This is a genomic window from Bradyrhizobium sp. HKCCYLRH3099, assembly GCF_051167855.1.
Classification (GTDB): Bacteria; Pseudomonadota; Alphaproteobacteria; order Rhizobiales; family Xanthobacteraceae; genus Bradyrhizobium.
Map to the genome: position 1 here is coordinate 95501 of NZ_JBNPTW010000009.1, position 24916 is coordinate 120416.

18 protein-coding genes and 3 pseudogenes are annotated in these 24916 nt (G+C 54.9%); 11 read left to right on the forward strand and 10 right to left on the reverse strand.

The features are described 5' to 3' along the window. Positions 1-9 precede the first annotated feature (9 nt). On the reverse strand, positions 10-663 hold the full coding sequence (locus ACQR1Y_RS18850; protein WP_434877748.1) for a recombinase family protein: 654 nt from the start codon (positions 661-663) through the stop codon (positions 10-12). A 300-nt stretch (positions 664-963) separates the two neighbouring features. Here ACQR1Y_RS18850 and ACQR1Y_RS18855 point away from each other — a divergent pair, with 300 nt between their 5' ends. From ACQR1Y_RS18855 to ACQR1Y_RS18885, 7 genes and pseudogenes are all read left to right on the forward strand, one after another. Then, positions 964-3384, forward strand: a complete 2421-nt coding sequence (locus ACQR1Y_RS18855) for an SIR2 family protein (protein ID WP_434877747.1) — start codon at positions 964-966, stop codon at positions 3382-3384. Positions 3385-4472: 1088 nt separating this feature from the next. Continuing rightward, complete coding sequence (locus tag ACQR1Y_RS18860) at positions 4473-4673, forward strand: hypothetical protein (protein WP_434877746.1); 201 nt, start codon at positions 4473-4475, stop codon at positions 4671-4673. 383 nt (positions 4674-5056) lie between these two features. Continuing rightward, entirely contained in the window at positions 5057-6505 is a 1449-nt protein-coding gene (locus ACQR1Y_RS18865; protein ID WP_434877745.1) for a S8 family peptidase, read from the forward strand. 1 nt (position 6506) lies between these two features. Beyond that, entirely contained in the window at positions 6507-6842 is a 336-nt protein-coding gene (locus ACQR1Y_RS18870; protein WP_434877744.1) for a DUF1843 domain-containing protein, read from the forward strand. Continuing rightward, the gene (locus ACQR1Y_RS18875) at positions 6839-8029 is read left to right on the forward strand and encodes a radical SAM protein (protein WP_434877743.1); all 1191 of its coding nucleotides are present in this window, start codon (positions 6839-6841) and stop codon (positions 8027-8029) included. The genes ACQR1Y_RS18870 and ACQR1Y_RS18875 overlap by 4 nt, the downstream gene beginning before the upstream one ends. A gap of 436 nt (positions 8030-8465) precedes the next feature. After that, positions 8466-9646 (forward strand): annotated as a pseudogene (locus ACQR1Y_RS18880) (IS3 family transposase). Between the two features lie 14 nt (positions 9647-9660). Continuing rightward, positions 9661-9882: pseudogene (locus ACQR1Y_RS18885) on the forward strand (transposase domain-containing protein); the annotation flags it as partial. A 126-nt stretch (positions 9883-10008) separates the two neighbouring features. Here ACQR1Y_RS18885 and dcd read toward each other — a convergent pair. The 5 genes from dcd to ACQR1Y_RS18910 all read right to left on the reverse strand — a co-directional run bounded on the left by dcd (position 10009) and on the right by ACQR1Y_RS18910 (position 16477). Continuing rightward, a complete protein-coding gene (gene dcd / locus ACQR1Y_RS18890) occupies positions 10009-11022 on the reverse strand; it encodes a dCTP deaminase (protein ID WP_434877742.1) in 1014 nt (337 codons plus the stop codon). Then, positions 11000-12322 carry a hypothetical protein gene (locus ACQR1Y_RS18895; protein WP_434877741.1) on the reverse strand — a complete coding sequence of 441 codons (1323 nt, stop codon included), beginning with the start codon at positions 12320-12322 and terminating at the stop codon, positions 11000-11002. Before ACQR1Y_RS18895 ends, dcd begins: the two co-directional genes overlap by 23 nt. A 161-nt stretch (positions 12323-12483) precedes the next feature. After that, on the reverse strand, positions 12484-12882 hold the full coding sequence (locus tag ACQR1Y_RS18900; protein WP_434877740.1) for a hypothetical protein: 399 nt from the start codon (positions 12880-12882) through the stop codon (positions 12484-12486). A gap of 390 nt (positions 12883-13272) precedes the next feature. Continuing rightward, positions 13273-14745, reverse strand: coding sequence for a lipase family alpha/beta hydrolase (locus ACQR1Y_RS18905; RefSeq protein ID WP_434877739.1), 1473 nt, complete (start codon positions 14743-14745; stop codon positions 13273-13275). A gap of 10 nt (positions 14746-14755) precedes the next feature. Beyond that, positions 14756-16477 (reverse strand): hypothetical protein, encoded by a 1722-nt coding sequence (locus ACQR1Y_RS18910; protein ID WP_434877738.1) that lies wholly within the window; start codon positions 16475-16477, stop codon positions 14756-14758. A gap of 866 nt (positions 16478-17343) precedes the next feature. On the opposite strand from ACQR1Y_RS18910, the gene ACQR1Y_RS18915 reads away from it, so the two are divergent. Beyond that, positions 17344-17751 (forward strand): hypothetical protein, encoded by a 408-nt coding sequence (locus ACQR1Y_RS18915; RefSeq protein WP_434877737.1) that lies wholly within the window; start codon positions 17344-17346, stop codon positions 17749-17751. 70 nt (positions 17752-17821) lie between these two features. Here ACQR1Y_RS18915 and ACQR1Y_RS18920 read toward each other — a convergent pair whose 3' ends face one another. Next, positions 17822-18304, reverse strand: coding sequence for a hypothetical protein (locus ACQR1Y_RS18920; protein ID WP_434877736.1), 483 nt, complete (start codon positions 18302-18304; stop codon positions 17822-17824). A gap of 85 nt (positions 18305-18389) precedes the next feature. Between ACQR1Y_RS18920 and ACQR1Y_RS18925 the strand changes: the two genes are divergently transcribed. Beyond that, positions 18390-18620 (forward strand): helix-turn-helix domain-containing protein, encoded by a 231-nt coding sequence (locus ACQR1Y_RS18925; RefSeq protein WP_434877735.1) that lies wholly within the window; start codon positions 18390-18392, stop codon positions 18618-18620. Between the two features lie 9 nt (positions 18621-18629). On the opposite strand, the gene ACQR1Y_RS18930 is transcribed toward ACQR1Y_RS18925, so the two are convergent. Next, the gene (locus ACQR1Y_RS18930; RefSeq protein ID WP_434877734.1) at positions 18630-19022 is read right to left on the reverse strand and encodes a hypothetical protein; all 393 of its coding nucleotides are present in this window, start codon (positions 19020-19022) and stop codon (positions 18630-18632) included. 1221 nt (positions 19023-20243) lie between these two features. Here ACQR1Y_RS18930 and ACQR1Y_RS18935 point away from each other — a divergent pair. Next, positions 20244-20726, forward strand: a complete 483-nt coding sequence (locus tag ACQR1Y_RS18935) for a hypothetical protein (RefSeq protein ID WP_434877733.1) — start codon at positions 20244-20246, stop codon at positions 20724-20726. 1460 nt (positions 20727-22186) lie between these two features. On the opposite strand, the pseudogene ACQR1Y_RS18940 reads toward ACQR1Y_RS18935, so the two are convergent. Next, positions 22187-22828: pseudogene (locus tag ACQR1Y_RS18940) on the reverse strand (magnesium chelatase domain-containing protein); the annotation flags it as partial. 227 nt (positions 22829-23055) lie between these two features. On the opposite strand from ACQR1Y_RS18940, the gene ACQR1Y_RS18945 reads away from it, so the two are divergent. Then, the gene (locus ACQR1Y_RS18945) at positions 23056-24126 is read left to right on the forward strand and encodes a DUF2336 domain-containing protein (RefSeq protein ID WP_434877732.1); all 1071 of its coding nucleotides are present in this window, start codon (positions 23056-23058) and stop codon (positions 24124-24126) included. 18 nt (positions 24127-24144) lie between these two features. Here ACQR1Y_RS18945 and ACQR1Y_RS18950 read toward each other — a convergent pair whose 3' ends face one another. Beyond that, entirely contained in the window at positions 24145-24912 is a 768-nt protein-coding gene (locus ACQR1Y_RS18950; protein ID WP_434877813.1) for an outer membrane lipoprotein carrier protein LolA, read from the reverse strand. Between the last annotated feature and the right edge of the window lie 4 nt (positions 24913-24916).

Here is a 24916-nt window from a genome sequence, read left to right on the forward strand (position 1 = left end):
TGGGCGTGCTCATTTCAGGTGCACTGTTGCCGTCGTGTCCGAACGGGCCAAGTAGTTCTTCACAGTTTGCGGGAAGAACCGTCGTCCAGTCTTGGTCATAATCCCCGCCTCATTCAGGTGCCGTGCTATCTCACTGTATGAAAGCCGCAATACATCCGCATCCAGTTTCGCCCTGAGCCCGGCTGCGAATTCGTCGGCTGCCTTGCGGTTGATTGCGGCCAAATTCCTTCCATTTGAACCGAGAATCTTGCCTCGCCGTTTGGCCTCGGCCAATGCCGCCTTGGTTCTTTCGGAAATCAGCCGGCGCTCCTCCTGTGCAAGAGCCGCGAATATGTGGAGCTGAAAGTCCGTTGCATTGGGCATCTCTGCGCAGACCAGCCCAATCCCTTGTTCAAGAATGCTGGCGATAAAGCTAACCCGGCGAGAAAAGCGGTCGAGACGAGCGATAACGATCTTTGCGTTTTCCCTTTTCGCCAGCTGAATAGCTTTATGCAATTCAGGACGAGAATCGTCCTTACCAGATTGAACGTCGTAGAACTCGGCTATCAACGTTCCGGCTCCAGCAACGAATTCGGAAATCTTGCGATGCTGAGCTGCCAGACCAAGTCCGGATCTGCCCTGGCGTTCGGTCGAAACACGAAAGTAGGCGATAAACCTAGGCACAGCATTCTCCAATCCAACAGTGACAGGATTCGCCGGTACAAATCGATCAGACAACAGCGAATAGGAACCGCCTAGTCTCCTCCTTCCGAACGCCTAGAGTACGGCTCTGACGGAAGGCGTATGTGACTTGGCCGTACAACGGTGGCTCAATATAGTGAATCCCAACTTGAATTCTCGCTCCGGTTGCGATTGGATATACCAATAGTCGCAAAGAGCGCGAGCGGCATTCGCCAGTGCTGCGTGTTCGTTTAGGCGACCGGTCGTGCATCGACTCAACAGTTTCGAACCAGGATTTGCCAAATGCCGATCGCATTGAAAGAGCTAGTCGGCAGAATTCGTCCTAGGAATACCGTGCTTTTTTTTGGATCTGGGTCCTCAATTCCCTCGGGCGCCTGCTCGGCTAAAGATCTCGCGACAAAACTCGGCGAGCCGATTGGCTTGGATGCGGCGCAATACTCCTTAAGTGAATTGGCTGCATTGTATGAAGGCAAACGAGACAGAAAAGCCCTGATCAACGTGATTAGAGCAAACCTAGGTAGATTGCGGCCGACTGGCGGGCTGGTCAATTTGCCAAACTATCCATGGAAAAGCTTGTTCACCACGAACTACGATCAGCTGATCGAAGAAGTGTATAAGAAGGCGTCGGAGGATCTCAACGTATACAGTTCCAATTTTGACTTCACTATGCACGATCAGTCGGCTTCGACGAAGCTGTTTAAGCTTCACGGAACTGTAGAGAAGGATATATCGGATGGTTATGTTGGCCGATTGATAATTACTGATACTGATTACGACCATACACAAGACTATAGGCAACGACTGTATGATCGACTCCGTAGCGATGTCGCCGGTGCGCATCTTATAATAATAGGGCATTCGCTCAGCGATCCGAATATCAAGGATGAAGTAGCCCGAGCGGTAGATCTCAATAGCGAGGTCGATGGCTCAGGCCGGATCACTCTGCTGTTGTACACCAGAGATGAAACCCGCGCTGTGCTTTATGAGAAGCGTGGAATAGAAGTGTGTTTCTGCGGTATTGATGACTTCTTCGCTGAGCTGTTACGGCAGCAGGCGCCTTCAGTCAGAATGATTAGCTCAGAGGATCCTCTCGATCAGATTCCGGGACTTCATCCCGTGACTGTCGATGTAAGACATTCGGTGGATCTCGGTCTGTCAAACTTCGCGAATATGTTCGCCGGGTGGCCAGCCACTTATGCAGAAATTGAACAGAATCTGACGTTTCAACGATCGCTCTCTGACGAGCTAGAAACGTACCTCGATGGTAGTGGTGTGTTAGCGGCGGTCATTGTTGGTGCGAGCGGAGTCGGGAAGACCACTGCAGCAAGACAGCTGCAACTCCGCTTTCTCTCTAAGGACAATTTATGCTGGGAGCACCGCCAAGATCAGCCGCTCTCTGTAGATCTGTGGGGCAAGATGATGGAACTCCTGCGACAGCGCAAGCAGCAAGGATTCTTATTCATCGACAATGCGCATATGTATCTTCACGAGCTCAATGAGCTCATCGACCATGCGGTGGCTACCGACAATGCACACCTAAAGCTGGTTCTCGCATCAAATCGTAATCACTGGTATCCCAGGGTCAAAACGCCGAATCTTTACAAATATAGTCGTGAATGGGTTCTGTCGAAGTTAACTTTAGAGGAAGTCGAGAGGCTTCTCCAACTAGTAGATTCTAACGAGATCATTCGTAAGCTAGTTGAACCGCAGTTTAGTGGCTTCTCAAGGCACGAGCGTCGACGACGTCTCGTCGAACGATGCGAAAAGGACTTCTTTGTCTGCTTGCGGAATATCTTTGCGTCGGAGAGCCTCGACGATATCGTTCTTCGTGAGTTCGCCGACCTCGGCCCGATTGATCAGGATATCTATCGATACGTTGCGGCCATGGAGAGTGCCGGTATAAGGGTGCATCGACAGCTAGTCGTTCGCCTGCTGGGACTTCCGATCTCGAGCATTCCGGCAGTTCTTCAGAATCTATTAGATGTTGTTCACGAAGACGATGTCGATGTTATAGACGGAATCTTTATCTGGCGGACAAGACATCCTGTGATCGCGAGTATCATTACGAAGTACAAATTCTCAGACAAGAGAAAGACCATCGATCTATTTGATAAAGTCATTGATGGCATCAATCCAACTTACGATATTGAAGTCAGAACAATACGGGAGCTTTGCAACATAGAAACGGGTCTGCCAAGCATTGCAGAGAAATCGGAGCAAAATCGTCTTCTTCGAAAAATGATGTCCATAGCTCCAGGCGAGCGTGTCCCTCGGCATCGCCTGATAAGAAATCTCATAGAGCAAGGTGAATTTGAGAAGGCCGAGACCGAGATAAGGATTTTTAACAAGGACTTTGGGCCCGACGGGCCTGTACATAGATATAAAGTCACGCTGATGGTCGCACGCGCAGTGCGAACCCAGGGAATTATGGACGAGGATCGAATTACGATACTTGAGCAGGCTAGGGAACTAGCCGTCGCAGGTTGCGATCGGTACCCCAACAACAAGAACATGCTCTCCGCTTACGCGGACTTGGGAATTGAATATTACCGACGAACAGGCCGCTACGAATTCTATGATGATGCGATCAAGAAATTGAAGTTGGCAGAAGATCGTATCGGTGACCCGGATATAAGCAAAATCATTCTGCGGTTCGAACGTCGCTTGGCGGGCAAGCCGTTCGAAGACATCGACAACGGTTGAGCCTCGCATCTGCAAGGGAGCCCGATCCATTGGGCGTCGATCGCCGAGCGCGCGGTGTCGATGCCAGAGCGAGCAGACGTGTTTCGGAAAGTCGCAGATGAAAAGACGTCATGTCGATGTCGGAGTTTCAAATTAAAACCAGCGTTTATGTTTGACGGCGCTGGGTACCGCTACCGACTCTTCTAACAGGGTAACAGATGTTCCTATCCTCTAAGCCAGCTTGGAGCTAACAGTTGCCACTGAAGCAAATCGTGCCCGTTCCTTGAGACGAGGGAGTTCGATAGGACCCCCTGCTATCACTCTATTGCGATTCCCTACCGACGCCGTTTTCCTCTGCGAGACAATACTGTCAGTCCACCTAATCCATTGGCGAACAATTTCGGGGCGCTGCGAACGACGAAATTCTGGTTAGAGACGCAGCAAGCTGCTTCTTGCCAAAAGACATTGTGGTGTCGACCAGAACAAAGTGAGCTGAATGATCGGTGCGGGTACCGTCGGGACATATATAGCCACACAGCTCTCCACGTCGGACACGAGTATCGCGGTGGAAGTATACGATTCGAAATCGTGCTCGACGCCTGCTTGGTAGCTCGCCGCAACTTCTGGCGTAGTTGTACAGTAGCCTGTGCGGTCAATCTCGTTTCGAAATGCGAGCCGTTCAAGTCGACGATTCGATCGCACTTCGCGTGCGTCCAATCTCATCCTGCCTCTCGCAACCCAATAGTCGCCGACTTTCGAGGCGCTTCATCAAGGCGTTGCGGAGGACGGCCGCGTCCTGACATAGTCTTGGTAGCAGGGACGGCGTTTAAGTGTTGCGAAACCCGCACCAGAAAGACGAACCTGACCCGCTACATGACCGGTCCAACCGGCTTGCCCACGTTAGGTCAGCTTGTCGCGCGGATGCAAACACGTTGTGTTCGTACCGCGTTGCAGCGGATGTGAGTCAAGCCAGCGTGATCCTGGGAGGCAGGCCGTACGCTGCGCGACGGCTCATACGCCGAGCGTGCGCTCAAGAACGTTCAACCTCTAGTAAAAATTCCTTGCACGTCTGGGGCCTCGAGATATAGTTGTTAAAAAAGGGGGGACTAATGTCTAAGCCAGCTGCTTCCGACCTGACAGGTTTGTTTATCGTTGACTTGCAAAATCTACGATTGTCGCAAGAAGCTCTGGTGAAAATCGACACTGCCATCCAAAAAGCAGTCAAGCGCTCGCTCGCTGGGATCGATGATGCCGAAGGGTTTAGCGGGGGACCGTTGGGCGGCGGGATTGCCGGTTTTAGGGCGCTTTGAATTTGAAGCCGCCCAAACTCTGTCCCAGCTCGGAGTGCCAGAGCGGTGTTCTTCTCCTGGGTACAATTGGAAAAGCAGGCGAAGCGTCCTTTTTAGGGAAGCCTCTCAAGGTTGATGAGGATTTCGTTGCAATTGCGAAACGGGGGAGAGCTCCAGAAAAGCGATTCCGTTTCGCTGACAGCTGTAAGACAACGAACTGCAGCCAATGGAAGGGTGCAGAATGTGGACTTACCGCGCATCTGGAGATGGTTCTTCCAGAGCCTAAGAAATCAAAGGAGCTTCCATCCTGTGGGATTAGGGGGGCCTGTCGGTGGTTCCATCAGGCAGGTGAATCCATTTGTCACAAGTGTGCCTACGTTTCCACGATGAGAGACTAGTCTGAGATGGCTGATTTTCAGTTTGTAGATAGGCAGAAAGCAGGACCATCGTTTGTTATCGCGCCAGCGGCTCAAGTGTTCGAGATACGTAATCCGGCTGGCACTCTAAGTTTGCCGTTCCCAGTTCATCCATCGGAAGTCAAGCGCTTAACGATAATTGAGGGGCTCAGCCAACCCAACGGCACGCTGATAGCCGATCTCCTTGAAGGCCAGTTCCTGTCGTCGGCTGTCCAAGTTGGCAAATCTCAACATATCCTTTTTCGACCCAACGAGATCGTTATCGGATTTCGACCCGTCGGCGCCGAGACTCGCGCACGTTTCGCTCAACAATATGGTTTGTCTCTCGTACGATTTGATTACCGGGGCCAGTTCGGCGTTTACAGAACACTAGCTGGCGAGTCGTTCCGGCTGTTTGAGACGCTAAGTGGTGATGACAGAGTCGAATTCGCAGAGCTGAACGTGTTGGACGGCATCGAAGACGAAGTCTTCGAACTGAATGATGCGGAAAGCGGCATTTCGTTGAATGACGTTTCCACTCCGCTTTGGAGCCACTCTGTTATTGAGTCCGGGGAAGGTGGGCGTATAGACGATGGCAAGCACGTCACGATAGCAGTAGTTGACGGCCTGTTTGATCATCGCCACCCTGCAATCGTCGACGCCTTGGTAGACCCGAAGTTAGATATAAGATTCGCAGAGGGCCTCGTTGCTCGTCCACACGGGCTTGCAGTCGCAAGTGTTGCAGTAGGTCGCTCTAAGCTATCCAACGGAAAACCGCTTGGAATTGCGCCTGCTGCATCGCTACTGCCGATCGCGATCGATACTGTAGGAACGAAAAGCTATCCAGCTCGAGCCACCGCAATAAACTTTCTAGCAGAGGTGGCTGCTAGAAAGGAATTAACACTGTCCAACCAGTCCAGACAGGAAATAAAGAGGTTGGTCGTGAATTGCAGTTGGCAGCTGCGCGCATCAGTCGATCTCGCCTCTGTACGCAGATCTTTTCAATCGCTTGAGCGCAGTGGAGCCGTTTGTGTGTGCTCTGCCGGCAACGATCACACCGGGGACGAACATTTTCCGTCCGATTATGGTCGAAATATCTCGGTTGCCAGTATTGGGAAGAATGAAGAGCGATCAACGTTCTCCAACTGGGGTAATCGAGTTGACCTGTCAGCTCCAGGTGGGACGGGGGACCCTAGTGATGAGGATGATATGCTCCTCGCGTGCGAGCCAAACACATACACTTATTTTTGGGGCACCTCATTTGCGAGCCCGTGTGTCGCGGGCACCATAGCCGCGCTTTGGTCAAGAAACCTCGACGCAACAAGTGACGAAATCATCGAGTTCGCCAAGAAGGGGCTTGCGCGACCCTACTCGAAGCAGCCAGACCATCCTTTAGGCGAAGGGATCGTTTCACTAAAACAGATCTCCAAGTTCAAAAGTCCACAAGGAGGAGCTTGATATGTTCAAGATGTATGGACGGCCAATTTTGGATTCAATTGCATCCGGCAACCTCGATCAAATGAAAAAGATGCTTGCTGCCAGCGAGGTGCTGCTCGCGCAACGAGACGATGCTGAAGCCGGCACCGAAGAGTCGAAGGAATGGGAAGCAGCCCACAAGGAGCTCCTTACGGCGATTGCAGAGAAAGAGTCAGTGAAGCTCTCGAAAAACGCCATCGTTGCCATTCACGATGGGATCGTTGTTCTGGACAGCATCCAATTGGCGCGGGCTCTAAAGGCGGCACTCGATAGCGACGAAGAGGGGTTCTATTGTGAGCTGAAGATTGGTTGGAAATGACGGTTAGCTCCCATCCACGTAACTTCGACACCGTCGACCTAAAACGGCGTGTGCCCGTATATGTGGTTTGGGAGCTCACTCTTGCATGCAATTTGCGCTGTACTCATTGCGGATCACGAGCAGGCGAGAGTCGAATCAGCGAGCTATCGACCGACGAGTGCCTAGCCCTCGTTGATCGCTTAGCGGAGCTCGGAACTAGAGAAATTACGCTCATTGGAGGTGAGGCGTTCCTCCGAAGAGATTGGCTCGAAATCGTACAACGGATAGCACGACGTGGCATCCTTTGCACATTGCAGACCGGCGGCTATGGACTAGGCGAGGAACTAATCCGACGAGCACAATCAGCCGGTCTTTCAGGAGTAGGCGTGTCAGTCGATGGGTTGGAAACAACGCATGATATACTGCGAGGACGGATTGGCAGCTATCGATCTGCTCTCACTGCCTTAGAGTTCGCGCATAAAGTAGGTATAGAAACAAGCGCCAACACTCAAATCAACAGCAAGAGCGCAGCGGAACTGCCAGAGCTGTACGAATTACTGCGAACGTGTGGAATCAGGGCTTGGCAGCTACAGCTAACGGTTGCAATGGGAAATGCCGCCGACAACAGCAACATTCTAATTCAGCCGTATGAATTGTCCGAACTGATGCCGATGATTGCTTCACTCACTAGGCGGGGCTCAGCCGATGGAATACGCATTATTCCGGGCAACAACATAGGATACTTTGGTCCTTATGAGCACCTTTTGAGGGGCCCCGACTTTTCCAGTGATGTCTACGACGGTTGTCGCGCCGGAATTGATGGAATGGGGATCGAAGCGGATGGCACAGTAAAAGGATGTCCATCACTTGCAACCGCGAGGTATTCGGAAGGAAATTTGCGAAAAGTTGATATAGGCAAGCTTTGGCACGGCCAAGGTAAGTTCAGTCTCAACCGAACCGATCCTCGAACATACTCCGGATATTGCTCCGAATGCTACTACAGAGACTCTTGTCGCAGCGGCTGCGTCTGGACATCCGATTCGTTGTTCGGAGAAGCGGGTAACAATCCCTACTGCTACTACCGAGTGCTCGAGTTAAAAAAGCAAAACATACGCGAAAAGGTTGTAAAGGTAACCGAAGCCGAGAATGCTTCTTTCGCAACTGGTAAATTCTCAATAGTGCAAGAAGAATGGAATGAACAGGCTTAAACTCTGTAAGCGCTGCTTGTGCTATATTAAGACGTCTGAAACGATCTGCAGTTTTTGTGGACAAGACCCGACTATCGAAGGCGCCGACTATATAAGTCTACACTATAGGCAAAAGGAAGCCATTCAACGCCTAGTTAAGGCGATAAGGACATTTCAGAAGCAACGCAACATGCAAACGCGCCTACCGACTTAAACGATGCTGCGCTTGAGACTATCATTTTGCGACTTATGCCGAATTGGCCAATGCCTCGCCGGCATGAAAATTTTCAGATGTTTGCTCGTGGACATCACTCGGCGGCTAGTTAAAAGGCGGCTTGGACTTCGCTTTGAGTCGATCGCAACTTTCGAATTGTCTCTGCGCTAAGAAACCGTCTGACCGTAACTCTCGAGCATAATCCCGTGTGAAGTGCGTTCTGTCCCCGACGAGGACCAGAGCATGAAGCGTAGCCGCTTTACGGAAAAGCAGATGATCGGGATTTTGAAGGAGCACGAGGCCAGCGTTCCGGTCGCCGATTTGTGCCGCAAGCGTGGCGTGAGAGATGCCAGCATTTTCAAGTGGAAGGCCAAGTTCGGCAGAATGGATGTCTCGGAGGTCAAGCGGCTGAAGACGCTGGAGGACGAGAACACAGGGCTCAAGCGGCTACTGGCGGACGCCATACTGGACAACGCCGCCCTGAGGGATCTGCTGGGAAAGAAGTGGTGACGCCCGCCGGCAAGCGGAAAGCTGCCGCACATCTCGTAGGCCTTCACGGGATGAGCGGACGGCGGGCGTGTAAAGGCCATCGGTTGTTGCCGTATGACTGTCAGATATCAGACGAGCCGGGCCGATGGTGCCGGGCTGTGGCAGCGCATGCGGGCGATCTCCCATGAGCGCCGCCGCTTCGGTTATCGTCGCCTGCACGTCCTGCTCAAGAGGGAGGCCTATGAGGTCAATCACAAGAAGCTGTTCCGGCCGTACCGGGAGGAACGGCTCACGGTGCGCCGCTGAGATGGCCGCAAGCGCGCTATCGGCACACGAGTACCGATTACGGTGCCGCTGCTCCCGAATGATCGCTGGTCGCTCGACTTGGTGTCGGATCAGATGACCGACAGCCGGCGCTTCCGCATCCTGACCGTGGTCGACGATTGCACCCGCGAGTGCCTGGCGCTGGTGGCCGACACCTCACTTTCGGGCGCCCGGGTCGTTCGGGAGCTGGACCGGCTGCTCGCCGATCGCGGCAAGCCCAAGATGGTGGTGAGCGACAACGGCAGCGAGCTCACGAGCAATGCCATCTGACATGGACGGATCAGAGCCGTGTCGCCCGGCACTACATCGCGCCTGGCAAGCCCATGCAGAACGCCTTCATCGGGAGCTTCAACGGGCGCCCGCGGGATGAACTACTGAACGAGACGCTGTTCACCTCGCTCGCCAAGGCCCGCGTCAGGCTCCGCTGCTGGCAGGACGACTATAACGACGCTCGACCGCACTCCCAGCTCGGTTGGAAGACGCCATCCGAATTCGCCGCCACCTGCAATCCGCGTCGGGATCTGGCGCTGCGGTATGCCGAGGGCTCCGCGCCAGCTTCCGCCGCCCGGGTAGAAACATCCAACCGCCCGAACGAACTCAGGTCTGGATAGAACTTGGGGGCAAGGTCACCGTCGGGCGCAAGAACTGCACCTCCGCCGGCTCCGATGACGGCGGCCGCCGCGCGGCCGCGATCTACTCCCTGATCCAGACGGCAAATCTCAGTAACATCGACCCGCAGGCCTGGCTCGCCGACGTCCTCGCCAGGCTGTCCGATCATTCGGCCAACAGGATAGCAGACCTGCTGCCCTGGAGCTGGAACCACACCGCCATCCCTGCCGCTGCCTGATCGCTCCGATCGATCGTCCATCCGCGCGGGCTACTCCCACCTGTGGTCTTCGCCGGATGCGTACCGTAGAGCTGCGCTTACACGGTCTTTTCGGGGGGCCGCGATTGGCGGTTCAAAAGACCTAACTTAGTCTTTAGGACGTTCGTCTCCCTGTGGCCCAAGTATATCTCGAAGACGAACGACGCCTATCAACCGTCCTTTCTCGACGACTGGTAAGAGCGACGTGTTATACTTCCAGTGAAGTTCACGCGCTTCGCTAATGAGCTGATTGGGCTCGATACCCTTAGGCGTTCGCGCCATCACGTGTTCCACTGGGCGAGAGATAAGATCGGCCTCCATATGGCCACGCAAATCGCTGTCGGTCAAAACGCCAACCAACCGGTTTTGGCTTGAGACAACGAACACGGCGTCAAACTGTTTAATAGTCATTTCGTTCAGCGCATCGCCTATCGATGTGCCTGAAAGTACCCGCGGAACTGCTTGACCTCGGTGCATCACGTCTCGAACGTACCGAGACTCAATATAGTGCCGAATCCTACGGTACGTTTTTCTTGACGACATATGACGCGGAAGTAAATCGACCGACCCGGAGTACTGACCCACACCGTCGCCGATCTCACTCGGTGTTTCGACGGTATGGAAGAAAATCTGCGCGATAGATTGTCCTGGGTACATCACCAAAGGTGTTTCACCCAGGTTGCGGAGTTCTAGCGTTAATGTGCCCGCGAAGTTCGGATGGACACCGATCGCCGTCGCAACAATAAGGCCAAGCCGCCCCCAGGTCGACCTTCCAATTACTTGGGCGGTTATATCGGCAGGCAGGCGTAGGTACTCAAGCGACGAAGCAAGTATAAATTGATGCGGATGAATAACAAGTTTCCCACCGAAAGGTACATACTCGGTCTCGTAGTGTGCAGCTATATTGGCTCGTATCTGGTCACGAGAGGCGGACTGAAATTCGTCTATGGCGCCGTAGGCGGATGGTACGACTAGAGCAAAACTAAAGCCGAGCCTAATGTCGATGGAAGCTTGATCCTTTTTTACTTGCTCGTCGACGTCTAGTAGGGGACTAACAACAAGGCTATCCTCCCCTTTCAAGGCGAGCCGCCGCCGAAGCTCATATCCCGACAGTACTCCCATCGTCGACCTCAAAATGTTTCCAGCTTCGTAGAGCCTCAGATAGCTCGACTGCCTTCAAAAGAAGCCCATGAATGCTTTCCAACCGCTCACAGTCTTCGTCGCTCGAACCGGACGGCTTAATTTTTAGCTCGGTATGCTTTGTAAGCAGAGCGGCCCACCCAATATTGAGTATGCTTGCGAACTCTACTGGTACCTTGTTAGTGAGCTTCAAATCGATTTCACGTTCGGTCACGACTCGTTTCGGAGATCGCGGTCCATCGGTTTCAATAGGAGGAAGAGCCATAAGAAGAGGCTGCAAGTGCTTATCGAGATCATCGTCCAGTCGACTCGCAGTATAGAGTTGCTTCGGAGCAACTCGGGTTAGATGCTGTCCTACATTCTCGTAAATCCATGGAACCAAGTCTAAGATTTGAGTTGGCAGCTCAGAGAAGATTGCTGCTCGCTCAGCGCTGCGCGTTCCAAAGAACTCTTTTTCTGCTTCAAAGAGTGCGTCAGCGGTGGGAGTAACCTTCATTAGAGCGCTATTGAAATCCTCAGTTATGACCTGCGAGGTATGTTCTTCGAATACGGCAACAAATCCGTCCGTTTGCAGCTGTCGGAAGAGTATCCCCCGTCGTACGCTGTGTGGCGGATACTTCTGATTGAACCCATACTCCTTACCAAAGAACCCGAGAAACTCAGATAGAGCGAAGAAGGCTGCGGGACCCGCAAGGAAGTAACTGACCGCATCGGCAGTAAGCTCTTCGAGCCAATCATCTCTGATTTCACCTATCAGCTTTTCTGTTTCAGTGGTGAAAGGCATTCCGTTTTTGGATAGGCGCCTGCGAACGGCACCGATCATACGTTCTTGCGCGATGTCCGGCACCGAGACGGGAATCGATTTGTAGATTGCATGACCGATCTCATGAGCAACAATGGCCATGTGGGGGAGATAGGAAAATGCCTTACTTGGAACGGTAACTCGCGCAAAATCCCACGTTATATCTGCAATTGCACGTTCAAGAGTCTGCGATCGTTTTTTATGAGGTAGGTCGTCTGGATCGTACCAATAAATCTCGTAATTCTCTTCAAGTTTGGCGCGAAAGAAAATTGTATTAGCTGCGCCGACACTCGTGAACCATCTCTGAAGTGCTGGTACTAACTGGTACGCGAGATCTTGTTGGCCTACCCCGGCCATGTCTGAGAGATGCTTATATGCATCATTGATGATCTCGGCTACCTCCATCAATACCTCTTGAGGTGTCTGTCCGATGGAACGATCGTTGAGATCGTCCAGGTACCCGAAGGCGGTGTCGATCATACCTCCAATCAACGCAAGAAAGAGGCGTGGCCCGGCATGATCACCAGGGAATCGCACTGCGTTTGCTTGCCGAACTTGAGCCCTTAAACGTTGAAGCGTAGCTCGGAGAGCAAGCGCAGATCGTTGGATCGACCAGTCAGCAGCCAATCGCTTCACTCTGCCTATTTGGGGTTTTCTGCAAGCAGCAGGCGCTCGGCCCGTAGCGAGCTCAATAGCTTCTTCAAAAACTCATGCGTCAACGACGCTTTTTCCGACACCACAGTCTGATTCCGCTGCAAGCATTCGATTGACTCTCTGACGATCGGAATGGTCGTGCCCAGGTCTGCTGTATCGGGAAAATAGCGATCCAGGAACGAATATGACGCGAATGACGACTTCTCGGAAGGCGGGACGACGCAGGCTCGATCGTGCGCGAATGTTGCGCCCTTCTCAACTTGTTCTAGAAAGCGGTGAATCGCGGCGAGAATGTGAGTTCTGCTTGCATAATCAATTGGTTCACCTTCTAGTATTTGGATGCCACCTTCAAGCAGATGTCTGACCCCTATGGTATTCCTTCGCATGGCAACCTCCATTTTCATCAAGAGAACATAACATGAATATCTATTCGAAACAACTCCGAATCAATATATGGTAGATGCCGTTGCGGGCCGGCAAATATATAGATGCGACACTGATCCTAGCGGGCGAGAGCTAGTTCCTGAGGTAGGCCATATTCTGGAAGAAGGATGTTCCCGCAATGGTGAGAAGCTTCAACGTTCGAAAGTCGCTCTGCCGCTTTCTGGGTGATTATCTCAGAAAACCGTAGATTGTGTAGTGCGACAAGCGCACTTGTTGACGCTGCGATGGCACAATTAGAGAAGCTGATCGCATCAATTTCCAATTCACACATTACTCGGGTGATCGCTGGTCCAATAAGGATTACGTGCGGTAGTCCAAAAGACTGGCAGAGATCAAAGCAAGTGGAGGCGCGCAAAATCCGGAAGCTGTCCAACCGCGAGCATAGAGTCCAATTCATCCATCCGATCAGTTGACGGAGGGGTGAGGTTCCATATTCCTTCTTCCTCGCTCCCTGATTCAACTATGTGGGTACCGTCGAGGTGTGGTGCGCTGCTGGTCGACGGACCTGCTAGGTGGCTGCTGAGAGCGTCAGCCACGGTCGAGGGCAATTGCAACGGGAGGTCTTTAAGACACCGAAACACATCTGAATACACCGCCTCTATGTTCGTTAGACCGCCATGTACGCCAAAGACGTAGCGGGTCTCTCCGACGTTCTCTAGGAGAGCCGAAGCGAGAGATACCCGGCCGTCACCTTCTCGATGTGGGTTATCAAGGACCCGGTCGAGCACCTTGTCGGTTTTGTCCCACAATCCCGCGAATCCCGGCTGGTTTGCCAGTCGAAACAACGTTCGCTGACCGACCCCAGCGATAACCACCATCTGATCTCGCTGTTGTTGGTCGAGATTGCGGTGAGCCTCGTAAAGCCGCCGATGAAAATCCATGGCTCCATCGAGGACGCGTTGCAGCCTGACGGCACTCGTCGGATCTAGATCAAGCTTCCAGGCGTCTGCCTTATGCAGATCAAAATTAGCACAAGGATGGATGAAAGGGTCGTGAGGTTCGGCAGACGTCCAAGGGCAGGGATCGTGTTCCCGCGTTCCAGGGTATATCCCGCGCGGAGCCGGCAACATACTTAGTACCCCCCACAATGATCGCAGAGTAGAGCGACTGAGATATCGACCGAGCAGCGCCATTAGTTCAAAGCCCCACAAATGATTCTTTAAATACCCCGCAATAGCCGGAGAGCCGTAATGTGGTGTGCCAATAAAAATAACCTTTCCTATTATCGGCCATAGGACAGAGGCATGCTGCATAAGTGCGGTGCGTACCATTAAGCCGCCCATGCTGTGGGCGACGAGATGGACTTTCTTCTGTCCGTTACTCTGGTACATCCGAACTATTAGATCACGTAGTGCATCGGCGCTGAGGAGTAACGGCTTGCGCCAATCATACGAAAAGATCTCGTGACTGATACCGTCCTCTTGAATCGCGGCGGACAGGAAGGGTGTGTAACTTGGATCGGCGGTAGCTGGAACAACTCTGTCGGTCGGATCGGCGTCAGACGAGCCATCGGGCGAGAGGCCGAGATTATCGATATAGTTCCGGGTGCGCACGTCTATCCACCAGATCCCGCCTTTGGTGCTGTTCATCAACAGTGAGCCCATTACACCTGGTACGAAGACAACGTTCTTTGCATCGCCGGGAGCTAAGTGACTGGTGTCGTGGGAATGTCTGGCAAGTTGCCGCATTTCGCGATAAGCAGCCGCGCCAAGTAAGCGTGAGAGAACCAAGCTGTTAGCATCATCTCGAACCAGAGCTAGACGCTCGAGTGTGCTAGCCTTCAGAAAAGCCTCATAAATATCCATTGTCCTTCAATCATCCTCTAAGAGCGACAATTTCGTCTTCGTTTGCGATAAACAGATCGAACTGGTTGATACACCCATAAAAGAGACCGCCGAGATTGCGGTAATGCGTCCAAAGGAATAGCCGAGTCTGAGCGATTGCTTCTCCCGCGGCCATCGGCGACGGATCGAGCAATCGATAAAAGAACTGAAAGAAAATCTCAGCAAAGCGGCTGGCGAAGACTATCGGGACCTTTGTCTCAGTACCTATGAAGGCTCGGCAGCCGCGCTCAAAAAACGCGTTCTCTAAATCGTTGGCCATAAATGGATCCGCAGCCACAGTCGTGCACGCGTTCGCGAATACCAGTGGTCGATCTACTAGAGCGCTCGTACCCACATCAGATTGAACAACAATGTTCGCCGGGTCGTTCGTGCTGCCAAAACGTAGAATTGGATTGCTACCGTCGCCAATGTTGCATTGACAAAAAAAGTACAACACAGAAGTCGGAGAAGGTTGCGGATCGTTTAAGAGATAAAGAAGCTCGGCTTTAGGATCGGAGAAATCGTGGGGAACAAAGACCTGATTGTTCAAAGCGCACCATCGTTCACGTTGCCAGCGCGCTTCCTTCGCGGTGACGTCTTTCAAATCATCACCCCAATAAAGAAAGTGAGCCCGATGTGTGCCATCTAGCGATCCTAGTGCGCGCGAAGCGGATTCAGTCGCATGGGCTGTATATGCAATCCGACAACGAAGGCCCAGAAATCCCATTGGGTCGACAGGTCTGCCCTCAGCAGGAACGTCGCCCGTATACATCAGCCCCCATGGTACATGTGGCACAAATCCAGCGCCGGCCTGTGCGGTCCACGAGATGTTCAGGCGCGAGCCAGCTCGTAGTGCTGTAAGCCAGCGAGAAAGATTCGATTGGCCCGGGAAAAAGGCTTGAAAAAGTCGTCGACCGCAATAAGCCAGCATGCGAAGCTCCTGGCTAACAGCTATGCGCTCCCATTCCGTCTGATGCGAGGGATCGGCGTAGTTGCCTAGCAACGACCAATTATATTCTGGACCACCTTCGCGCTTTGCCCATCGTTTGAGACGATCAGTTAGATCGCCTGGATCAATGTCGTCCAAGTGACGCTCAAATCTGGCACGCAAGACCTCCGCAGCTTTACGAATGTTATCGATCGAGCCGCCTACTTGAGCTGGAACGCCCCACCAGGGCTCGATTGAATTAATGTGCTTATTACCAGCAACGCCTATTACCGCGGCTTGAGAGCCGATTACTACAATGTCCAGAACTTCTACAGGAGTAGTCCACTCGTGGGCGGGTCGGATGCCCACGTGAGCAGTTGCCGTAGGCATTTGCTCATCAACAATTCGAGCTGGTTCGACAGCGGTGGCGCCGATTGTCTGGCGTGTATTCAAAACAATCTTAAACTGTCGATAGAGCTCTGCAAGTTCAGAACTGCCGCGCTGGTTGAGTGCGTAAACGATGACGTCGATCGCTGGAGAGGTTTCCGTCGGTGTAACTTTGAGTTGAACGGAATGACTATCGCCAGTTTCCGGAATCAGGAGCCTGAACCGACAGCTCCAAGTGAGCATGTTGTCGGGATTTGAAAGAGCGACCTGAGTACCGGGCGTTCCTGGAGCAAGTTCAGCGCCGCGGGCGACCACCAACCACTCGGTTTGTAAGCCGCCTTTTGGGACGTCGTTCGAGCCTATAGCTGCTTCGATGCCTTGCGTAATGCTATCGCTCAAAGGTTTTCCGACCATGAAAGATAGCGGATAGGCCTGACCCAGTTCTAGCGGCGTCTTTTGGGTGTTGCCGGGGATCCAAATGTTTACTTGTCGCTCCGTTGGGGGCACAAAAGATCTAGAACCCAATTCAGCTGCGTTAGTCTGCGGCGGAGGCACGTGCATTCGTTCAAATGCTTCGGCTAGAAATTCACCGGAGTGCTGGGCAGCTTCATGCCCTTTCCGAAAGCCCGCTTCAGTTCGCGACGTGAACCCCTTAGATCGAGAAATCCTCGTGTTATGTTCTGAAGACCTCGTCCTCGGGGCGGGGACCCTCACGGGACCCGGCGTCGAGCCTTTGGACTTTTTTTTTGCCGACGACTCGCTTGCCGGCTCATTGGGCTTCAGCCTGGCGACTCCTGATCGCGCGGTGGGCTTCTTTTTAGGCTGAGTCCGGCTGGCCGATCCAACCTGCTTTGAATATGAACGACTAGCAGGCGTTCTGTGTCGGCCCTCTGAGGAGCCAGACGATGAGCCACCTAAAAATCGCTTTGGGACCTGCGAGCGCGGTACTTCGCGGGGATTTAAATCGTATTTGTTCGTGGTCGGATTGAAGTCCCACGCGATGAAAATGTCCGGATCGCTGGTCTTAACATAGATTGTGCGTTGCAACACGTGCTAGATCCGATGATGGATTGCCCACGTGCACAACAATGCAAGTGCAGTGCGCTTGAAGAGCCATCAACCTACACTAGAGCGGAGCATGACCGCAATCAGGTTGTAATCTTGGCATGCACCGAGGTTCGCCCGCAAAATCGATCTAGAGGGGGACGCCCCCCTCGAGACCAAAGGGACGGCGGCGTTTGAATAGAAAATGGGGGGGAGAGTACATGCGTTGGCTGGGGATTGCCTTGCTCTGTGTGGCTTTGGGAGGATGTTACGCAACGGGCGCCGACGTCCGCGCCAAGTTAGGTCAAGAATACGTCGGAAAAAATGTAGATGCCCTTGTTGTGCGTTGGGGGCCGCCCGCCAGCAGCTTCAAGATGAACAGTGGCGAGGCCGCCTATAGCTGGCAGCTGGCTAGTGGAAGTGCGGTCTCGGTCTCTCGCGATGGTCCATCCAGCGCATCAGGAAGCTCGCGGGCGTATGCATGCAAGGTGAATGTCGTTGCATCGCAGAATGGAACGATCAAAAGTCTCGACACCGAAGACAAGGACAGCAGTCTTTACTACGGGCCAATCCCAACTGGTGTCCAGCTCGGCAGCGTCTGCGCCGAGCAACTTGGAATGAAGCAGTAGGGCCGGCATTCCGCTGAGATCTCCATGGCAGGCGGATCAGCGTTGCTATGCAACAGACATTGCGGTGTGCTCATTGATCCCATGTGAACAGCTGATCGCCGTGGTCTGTGGAAACGATGACCTTGACTGGATCGCACTGCGGTAGAACCTTGATTGCGTCCCCGGTGCCGAGCGTCTTTGGAAGCGAAGCTATCACGCCGACGCATTCCCGTTTGTTATTCACGATGACATCCGTGACCGTGACGTCCTGATCGTCGAGGGACTTAATCTCCAACGTGGAGAACGCAGGCATGGGAGGATATTCCTGCGGCGGGAAGCGTTCCTTTTTCACGGCCAGGATGGGGGCTGACTGCTGGAGCCAGGACGCCTGATTACGGTGTGCCTTCTCCTTTCGTTGCTCGATCGAAAGCGCAGGGCTATCGGCGATCCCCAAGTCGTCCAGCAGCCGATTTGATGCAGCAGCCATACCAAGGATTAAGCCAACAAAGGCTGCGCCGGCCAATACGTGCTTGCCTGACGTTGAGGAGTGAGGCGGGCGAGAATCGGTTGCCATCGAATCCGTCTCTGTTGCAAAAGAAGGTGATGTTTGAGGCTTTAAAGCCGTGGGCGAATAAACCACAAGGCGGTTGGCTCGGTCTATGGACCTGCGCCAACTTTTTGCGATCAACTTGCGTCGGATACGGCACTCCCGAGGGATTTCTCAGGAGCAATTGGCGCATGACGCAGAGATTGACCGGGCCTATCTCAGCCGGGTGGAGCGGGCGATTCCGCACGTCGGACTGGAAATCATCGGCAAGCTCGCGTCTGTTTTGGACGTCGAGCCGGCCGAATTCTTCCAAAAGCCAGCGAAGCGCTCGCCAAAGGGCTGAGCGAGATCCCTAGCCCCGACCTGCCTTCTTCTCCTTGGCAGTCTTAAAGTTGGCTCGGACGGCGTTTGCACAGGCCGAAAGTGCGTCATCCAGACCGCCGGCTACGGCAATAGTCTTGAGCTGGTCCAGCTGTTCGACCAGTTCTTCGAACGTCGATGCTTTCAGCGTGCTCTTGCCCTTTTCCAGCTCTAGAGGCTGCTTGCCGTACCGGAGCTGGAAGTAGATCGCCCCGTTGCCATCGACCCAAAACTGCTCGCGAGAGATCCGCTTTCCCTCCCGAAAAAGACCGACCTTAATAATCTGCTGCTCGATGCTCGATGTGAATTTGTTGCGCCGCTGAAGGACGGGTGTGTTGGCGGTCGGCTTCTGAACGGAAACCAGGGATAGACTCGGTCTTGCCATTGAAGGGCTCCTGTTGTCGATGGAGCCGCCCTCCCCCGGATCTGCGATCTGGGCAACGATAATTGGGAGAAAAAAAGCTTCTTGGCCCCGTTGATCTTTCCTAACCTCTCCCGGGAGAATGCAATTTCTGAGGCTCTGCACGACAAATGCTCCCGCCGTCTTTGCTGGGGGCGCATTCCAGCTGAACCTCCGTCGGAGCTCTTCTCGAACTGCTCGCGGTTAAATACGTCTTATCGATATCGATGGTGAACCAACGATAACGGCAGTCAGCGAGATCCGTTGAACCGCCACGGTCAAAGCACTGCTGCCGGCCGGCAATATTTTCAGTTGCTTGGGCCGTCCTGTTGATTGCGTGATCACGCTTGGTGGCAGACCGGGGGCGAACAGGCACATGCGGGATCTCGAACACCAGGGACCCTCATGTTCGGGTAAATTGCGGCGGTCGGTCGAAAAGCGATCGGGCGCCGGTATGCTCGCCCAGAACGGTGGGGAGCAAATATATTGAAGAAACTAAGGACGGACGAAGAACTGCGGCTCCTCAAACGATTGCGATGGGAGACCCAAACCTGGGTTCAGGGGAACCTATCCACCTGGACGGACACTTCCCTCGTTTCATTGAACTTCAAGGAAGCGATCCAAGGCGAAAACGGGTCCCCTGTTCATCTGAGCGAGAGTTTGGCCCGTCGTGAGGTTGAACTGCTCTGCAAGCGAGTTGATCGGGCGATATATGGACGGTCCGTCCAACGGTTCAACCGAAGAGTTCGGCGTATACCTTTCCTGGAGTACGGGCATGACCGAGGATGGCATGCACATATTCTCGTGGAGCGCCCCGCACACGTGGTCGGGGTCCGGTTCTTGCAGACTGTAAAGAACGCTTGGGCTGAATCCCCCTGGAGCACTAACCTCCACCAAAGAGCCGCAGATGATGGAGCGTCCTACTATCTCACCAAGGACCGCTCTAAAGCGGAATTTGAGGCCTGGATTGATACGGTAGTGCTAGAGGCGGTCTTCCTCGGCCCTAAATAGACCCGCATACGCGGAGTAAGTGTTGGTGCAGGATCATCCTCAGAAGAATCGTATGTCTCATCTCTAAAAGAGGACAGAACAGAAGAGTTCTGGACCTTATCTAAAATATTGCCAAAAATCATTACAAAGGTCCAATAAAGAGTCATCGGTCGGACAATGAAGCCTCGTGGACAGCTGATAATTGATGAATTTGCGATGCTGCTGAGTGTCGCTGGAAAGTCTGGTCTGGAGCTGCCCCCAGAGCTATTGCAGGGACGGCAGGCTGCTCAGTTATTCCGCAAGAGAGACCTACTGTTCAAGAAGGTCGGATTAGACCCCAACAATCAGCATCACGTCGCCTTCCTATGCGCGATAGTTTACGACCATCTATACCTTGACAAGAAGTCGATAGCCGATGTCGTTTATGGTGATGATAAGGACTTCGATCTGCTTCATCGTTTCATGGCGTTTCGAAAAACGAGTCGACTGAAGCGGCGAAGCGACCTTTATCGTTCGTTCGTAAAACATGATCCTCTATCGCAGTCAGAGTATGGAAGCGACAAGTCGATTGATCGGCTTCGTATGCGGCTTGATCGAGCAGCTAAGAAGGCGATTACCGGGAACATGAAATTAACTGCCAAACGTCGAGTGCGACTAGAGCCCCTTATAGCCGAGTTGAGAGCTGTTTTCGATCGATGAGCCAACGGTTCTCGAACACGTAGACCTCCCGTGTTCGAGAAGTGCAGAGTTGCCGATTGAGTTGATGTTCGACAGCCATAGTTCTGCTTCGTGCAGCCTAATCATGGTGCTGCATGTGCAAAGCGAGAACACTAATGAGAGCATCTAGTAGAGGTAAAGGGCCGCTTGCCGGCTGGCGGGGTGGTCTGGAAGAAACGACTGACACGTTCGACGTTCATCGGTTTTTGATCACTGATGGGCCGACTAATGAAAGCGAGGTGGCTGATCTTCGAAGGGCGATTACCGAGGGTGGAACGTTCGGTGATTATCGGTGTGTCGAAGCGCCGGAGTCGGACGGGTACAATCTGTTTATTCAAGGGCCAAAAAGCATCTTGTTCATCAAGAGGGATGATCGCGTCAGGCTGCTTCAAGAACTTACTGCGGTCGGCCGTGACCTTTAGAGCGCTGCATTGTCTGCGGTTGAATTTGAGGAGCGAGGAGATCCTAGCGCATCGTGAGCTCTAGCGAGATCTATGTTCACAGAACAAGCTAGACCACGACGCCATAGAGTGGGTGACCTCACAGGAGGTGTCAGCCTCTCCGATCGGCGATGTACATGCTGAAGCGAATTGCTGAGTCGTCGGTTTCGTATCCAGCATAGTTGAACGGCAAGAGCCCGTACATTCAGGTGCGGGCTCTTTAGTGTGTCCTAATCGAGCTCAATGAGATGCCCGCAGCCTAAACATCGAGCGCCACTCCATGGGCCATAGTTGCCACAGTGTGGGCATGCAAAGGAGATATCCACGGGACCCCGGGAAGCAGAATATCCAACCCCATAGTGTCCGCGCACGATTCGGTAGGAATCGCCCTCATAAATCACCGTCTGATCCGGAGAGATCCGGAACTCGAGTACATCACCCTGATTTGCGGCTTGCCGGTAGTCACGGATTAGAGGCTCAAGGATCGACGGATCGATCTGTCCCGCACTCAGCGCTCGTTCAAGGACATTTAATGCCTTTGATATCGCTTGATTTCGTATAACTCGCCCTGCAACGGACTCGACTTTCGCTGCGTTAGATCGGGCCCTTTCGATATGGACCAACACAATCGGTGCAGGCTGAAATATCCGATCGCCCTTCGCAACGTTGCAAGGTTCGCAAGCTGGCAACCAATTTTCGGAGGACTCAATCTTGAAGTCCTGGGGCAGGCCGTAGTCGGCGAGAATCGTCGACAGCCGCTCCGGCTGATCCAGCAGCGATCGGGGGAGAACATGATCAACCCGCATCGTCTGAAGATCGACGGGCTTGCTGCACATATAGCAATGCGATCCGTGGACCGTGCAGACCGCATATCTCACTGCCGCAGGGAATTTGTGTCCCGACATCGACAACCACCCACAAAATTCGGATGGCATCTGAATACACTTCGATTCCCGAAGCGCAAATTGTCTGACCGCACAACGGATTAAAAGGACATCATTTCAATAAATGATGGCCGCCGGCGGCTGCGATCTCCAGCGCCCGCTTGCCGCTCTCCTGGCCCTTGATGTCGCGCAGGTCGAGCAGGCTCGCCGGTGCTTCCTGGATCTTCGGCTGCGGCCGCGACAGCACCTGCGTGCCCTTGAAGTGATTGGCGATCTGGATCAGCGACGTCGCCGCGATGATCTGAAGGTCGGGACTGGCCCACGCCGCCTCGGCGCCGCAGGCGGCCGGACAGATCAGCCCCTCCTCACGCGCATTGGCGCCGATCGCGGCCGGCAGCACGCCGGCGACGGGCGCGAGCGAGCCGTCGAGGCCAAGCTCGCCAAGTACGGTGAAGCCGCTCAGCGCATCCGGCGGAATCGCGCCAATCGCCGCCATCAGGCCGAGCGCGATCGGCAGGTCGTAATGGCTGCCTTCCTTCGGCACATCGGCGGGCGCCAGGTTGACGGTGATCCGCCGCGCCGGCAGCGCGAGGCCAGAGGCGATCAGCGCCGAGCGGACTCGTTCGCGCGCCTCCGACACTGCCTTGTCCGGGAGGCCAACGATCGCGAACGCCGGCAGTCCCGGCGCGACCTGGACCTGCACGTCGACCGCGCGGGCCTCGATCCCCTCGAAGGCGACGGTGGAAACGCGCTGGACCATGGTGCCCCTCCCGATGCAGAGGCTAGCGGAAGCGGAGGGTGTTCGCAAGAACAAGACGAGAACATTGGCCCGGACCGGGTAAAATCCGTTAACGACGGCCTGACGCTTCCGTAGTTCCCCGTGGTTGGCTTAACGCCCCTTTAGTCCGGCCTTCGCATTCTTCCGCAAATTGATGAGCGATGCGCGCCGCCTGACAGCCGGCCGGCGCCGACCATGAGAGAATTGCAATGCCCCCAGCGCCTGCGGCAGCTCCATCCGTCAAAACGCCCGCCGGTGAGGCGAGGACGGTGTCCGAACTCGCCACCGACATGCTGCGCCGGACCACCAGCCTGTTCCTCGCCGGCCCGCGTCCGGCGTCGGACGAGCAGCTCGATCTCTATGACCAGATGTTCGCCCGGCTGATGCCGCAGGTCGCGACCGAGCTGGTAGCCGAATTGAGCATGGCGCTCGCCGGTGTCGAGCGTGCGCCCTACGCCACCGTCCGTCTGCTCGCGGTGCATCCCGAATTGCGGGTCGCCGGTCCTATGCTGGCCAAGGCGGCCGTGCTGACCGAACGCGATCTCGCGGAGTTCATCCGGACCGGCAGCCCGGCGCATCTGGCCGCGATCGCCAGCCGCAGGGGCATCGGCGACAGTCTCACGACGCAGCTGATCGCCCGCGGCTTCCCGGCCGTGCGCATGGCGTTGGCGCAGAACCTCACCGCGAAACTCTCCGAGGACGGCTATCGCAGCCTGTTCAAGATCGCCGAGCGCGATGAGGACCTGGCCGAGAAGCTGGCGCTGCGCACCGATCTCCCGGCCAAGCTGTCGCGCGCTTTCGTCGCCGCCGCCAGCGAGGCCGCCCGCACCCGCTTCATCAAGGCCGCGCCGCCGGCGACCCGCGCCACGCTGCAGGCCGCGCCGACCCGGTCGTCGGGCGCCGCGATGCGGGCGATGTGGGACTATGAGCAGGTCAAGGCCGAGGTCGCCGCGCTCAACCGCAGCGGCAAGCTCGGCGACTCCGCCGTCAATCGCTTCTGCGTCACCGGCGATTTTCCCGCCGTGATCGCGGCGCTCGCGCTGCTCTGCGTGGTCTCGATCGAGACGATCGAATCGCTGCTGCAGGATGATCGCCTGATGGATCTGCTGCTGGCCTGCAAGGCGGCGCGGCTGGGTTGGGCGACGACCGCGATGATCCTGCGCGCGCGTCCCGGCTGCGACGCGCTTGCCGCCGACGACGTCGAGGAGGCGCGCAAGCGCTTCGAGAAGCTGGCGCTGTCCGAGGCGCAGTGGAAGGTCCGCGGCCTCGAATCGCGCTGAGCGGTGCGCCGCCCGGCGTCAGCCCGGCGGCGTGCTGTAGTTGGTGAAGTCGATCTTGAACATCGCCGGATCGAGCTTCTTCGTCGTGTCGAGATTGTAGACGGCGATGGTCGTGTCGTAGCCCTGCGGGTCGGTCACGGTCCACTGCTTGAGCTGGCCGTCCTTGGCGCCGAGCATCAGCATCAGCCGGCTGGTGCCGATCAGCGCCTGCTTCTCCTCGATCGTGATCGTCACATAGAGATCGTCCGCCGAGACCGCGATGACGTTGGTGTCCTTCAGCAGGTCGATGCGGTCCGACAGCAGATAGCGCAGCGGCGTCTGCGACAGCGGGTAGACGTCCTGCGTCGCCAGCTTGCGGTCGCGCACCACCAGCGATGAGCCGTCGGCGATGATGTCGATCGGCGTCGGCGGCTCATATTCGAAGCGCACCTTGCCGGGCTTCTGGATGTAGAAATCGCCCTTGGTCTTGCTGCCGTCGGGGCCGACCTGGACGAAGTTTCCGACCAGGGTCTGCAGCGACGACAGATAGGCGCTGACCTTGGCGGCCTGCGCCTTCTGGTTGGCGTCGAACGAGGTGAAGATGCTTGCCGGCACGTTGCGCCGGGGATCGGGAATGATCGGGTTGGGCGGCGTGGTCTGGGTGGCCACGGGACCGCCGCGCTGCGGCTCGGAGGCGCTGAGCGGGCCGCCGCTCTTCTGCCCCGCTTTGGGCGCCGGCGAGCCCTGAGCGGCCGCATGGCCGGTCGCGCCGGCCGCTGTGAGGACGGTGATGGCGCCGGCCACCATCCAG

What these genes read in the sequence shown, in the direction of transcription:
- ACQR1Y_RS18855 (WP_434877747.1), top strand. Translation starts at nt 964, where the DNA reads ATGCCGATCGCATTGAAAGAGCTAGTCGGCAGAATTCGTCCTAGGAAT.
- ACQR1Y_RS18860 (WP_434877746.1), top strand. Translation starts at nt 4,473, where the DNA reads ATGTCTAAGCCAGCTGCTTCCGACCTGACAGGTTTGTTTATCGTTGAC.
- ACQR1Y_RS18865 (WP_434877745.1), top strand. Translation starts at nt 5,057, where the DNA reads ATGGCTGATTTTCAGTTTGTAGATAGGCAGAAAGCAGGACCATCGTTT.
- ACQR1Y_RS18870 (WP_434877744.1), top strand. Translation starts at nt 6,507, where the DNA reads ATGTTCAAGATGTATGGACGGCCAATTTTGGATTCAATTGCATCCGGC.
- ACQR1Y_RS18875 (WP_434877743.1), top strand. Translation starts at nt 6,839, where the DNA reads ATGACGGTTAGCTCCCATCCACGTAACTTCGACACCGTCGACCTAAAA.
- dcd (WP_434877742.1), bottom strand. Translation starts at nt 11,022, where the DNA reads ATGGGAGTACTGTCGGGATATGAGCTTCGGCGGCGGCTCGCCTTGAAA.
- ACQR1Y_RS18895 (WP_434877741.1), bottom strand. Translation starts at nt 12,322, where the DNA reads ATGATCGACACCGCCTTCGGGTACCTGGACGATCTCAACGATCGTTCC.
- ACQR1Y_RS18900 (WP_434877740.1), bottom strand. Translation starts at nt 12,882, where the DNA reads ATGCGAAGGAATACCATAGGGGTCAGACATCTGCTTGAAGGTGGCATC.
- ACQR1Y_RS18905 (WP_434877739.1), bottom strand. Translation starts at nt 14,745, where the DNA reads ATGGATATTTATGAGGCTTTTCTGAAGGCTAGCACACTCGAGCGTCTA.
- ACQR1Y_RS18915 (WP_434877737.1), top strand. Translation starts at nt 17,344, where the DNA reads ATGCGTTGGCTGGGGATTGCCTTGCTCTGTGTGGCTTTGGGAGGATGT.
- ACQR1Y_RS18920 (WP_434877736.1), bottom strand. Translation starts at nt 18,304, where the DNA reads ATGGCAACCGATTCTCGCCCGCCTCACTCCTCAACGTCAGGCAAGCAC.
- ACQR1Y_RS18925 (WP_434877735.1), top strand. Translation starts at nt 18,390, where the DNA reads ATGGACCTGCGCCAACTTTTTGCGATCAACTTGCGTCGGATACGGCAC.
- ACQR1Y_RS18930 (WP_434877734.1), bottom strand. Translation starts at nt 19,022, where the DNA reads ATGGCAAGACCGAGTCTATCCCTGGTTTCCGTTCAGAAGCCGACCGCC.
- ACQR1Y_RS18935 (WP_434877733.1), top strand. Translation starts at nt 20,244, where the DNA reads ATGCTGCTGAGTGTCGCTGGAAAGTCTGGTCTGGAGCTGCCCCCAGAG.
- ACQR1Y_RS18945 (WP_434877732.1), top strand. Translation starts at nt 23,056, where the DNA reads ATGCCCCCAGCGCCTGCGGCAGCTCCATCCGTCAAAACGCCCGCCGGT.
- ACQR1Y_RS18950 (WP_434877813.1), bottom strand. Translation starts at nt 24,912, where the DNA reads ATGGTGGCCGGCGCCATCACCGTCCTCACAGCGGCCGGCGCGACCGGC.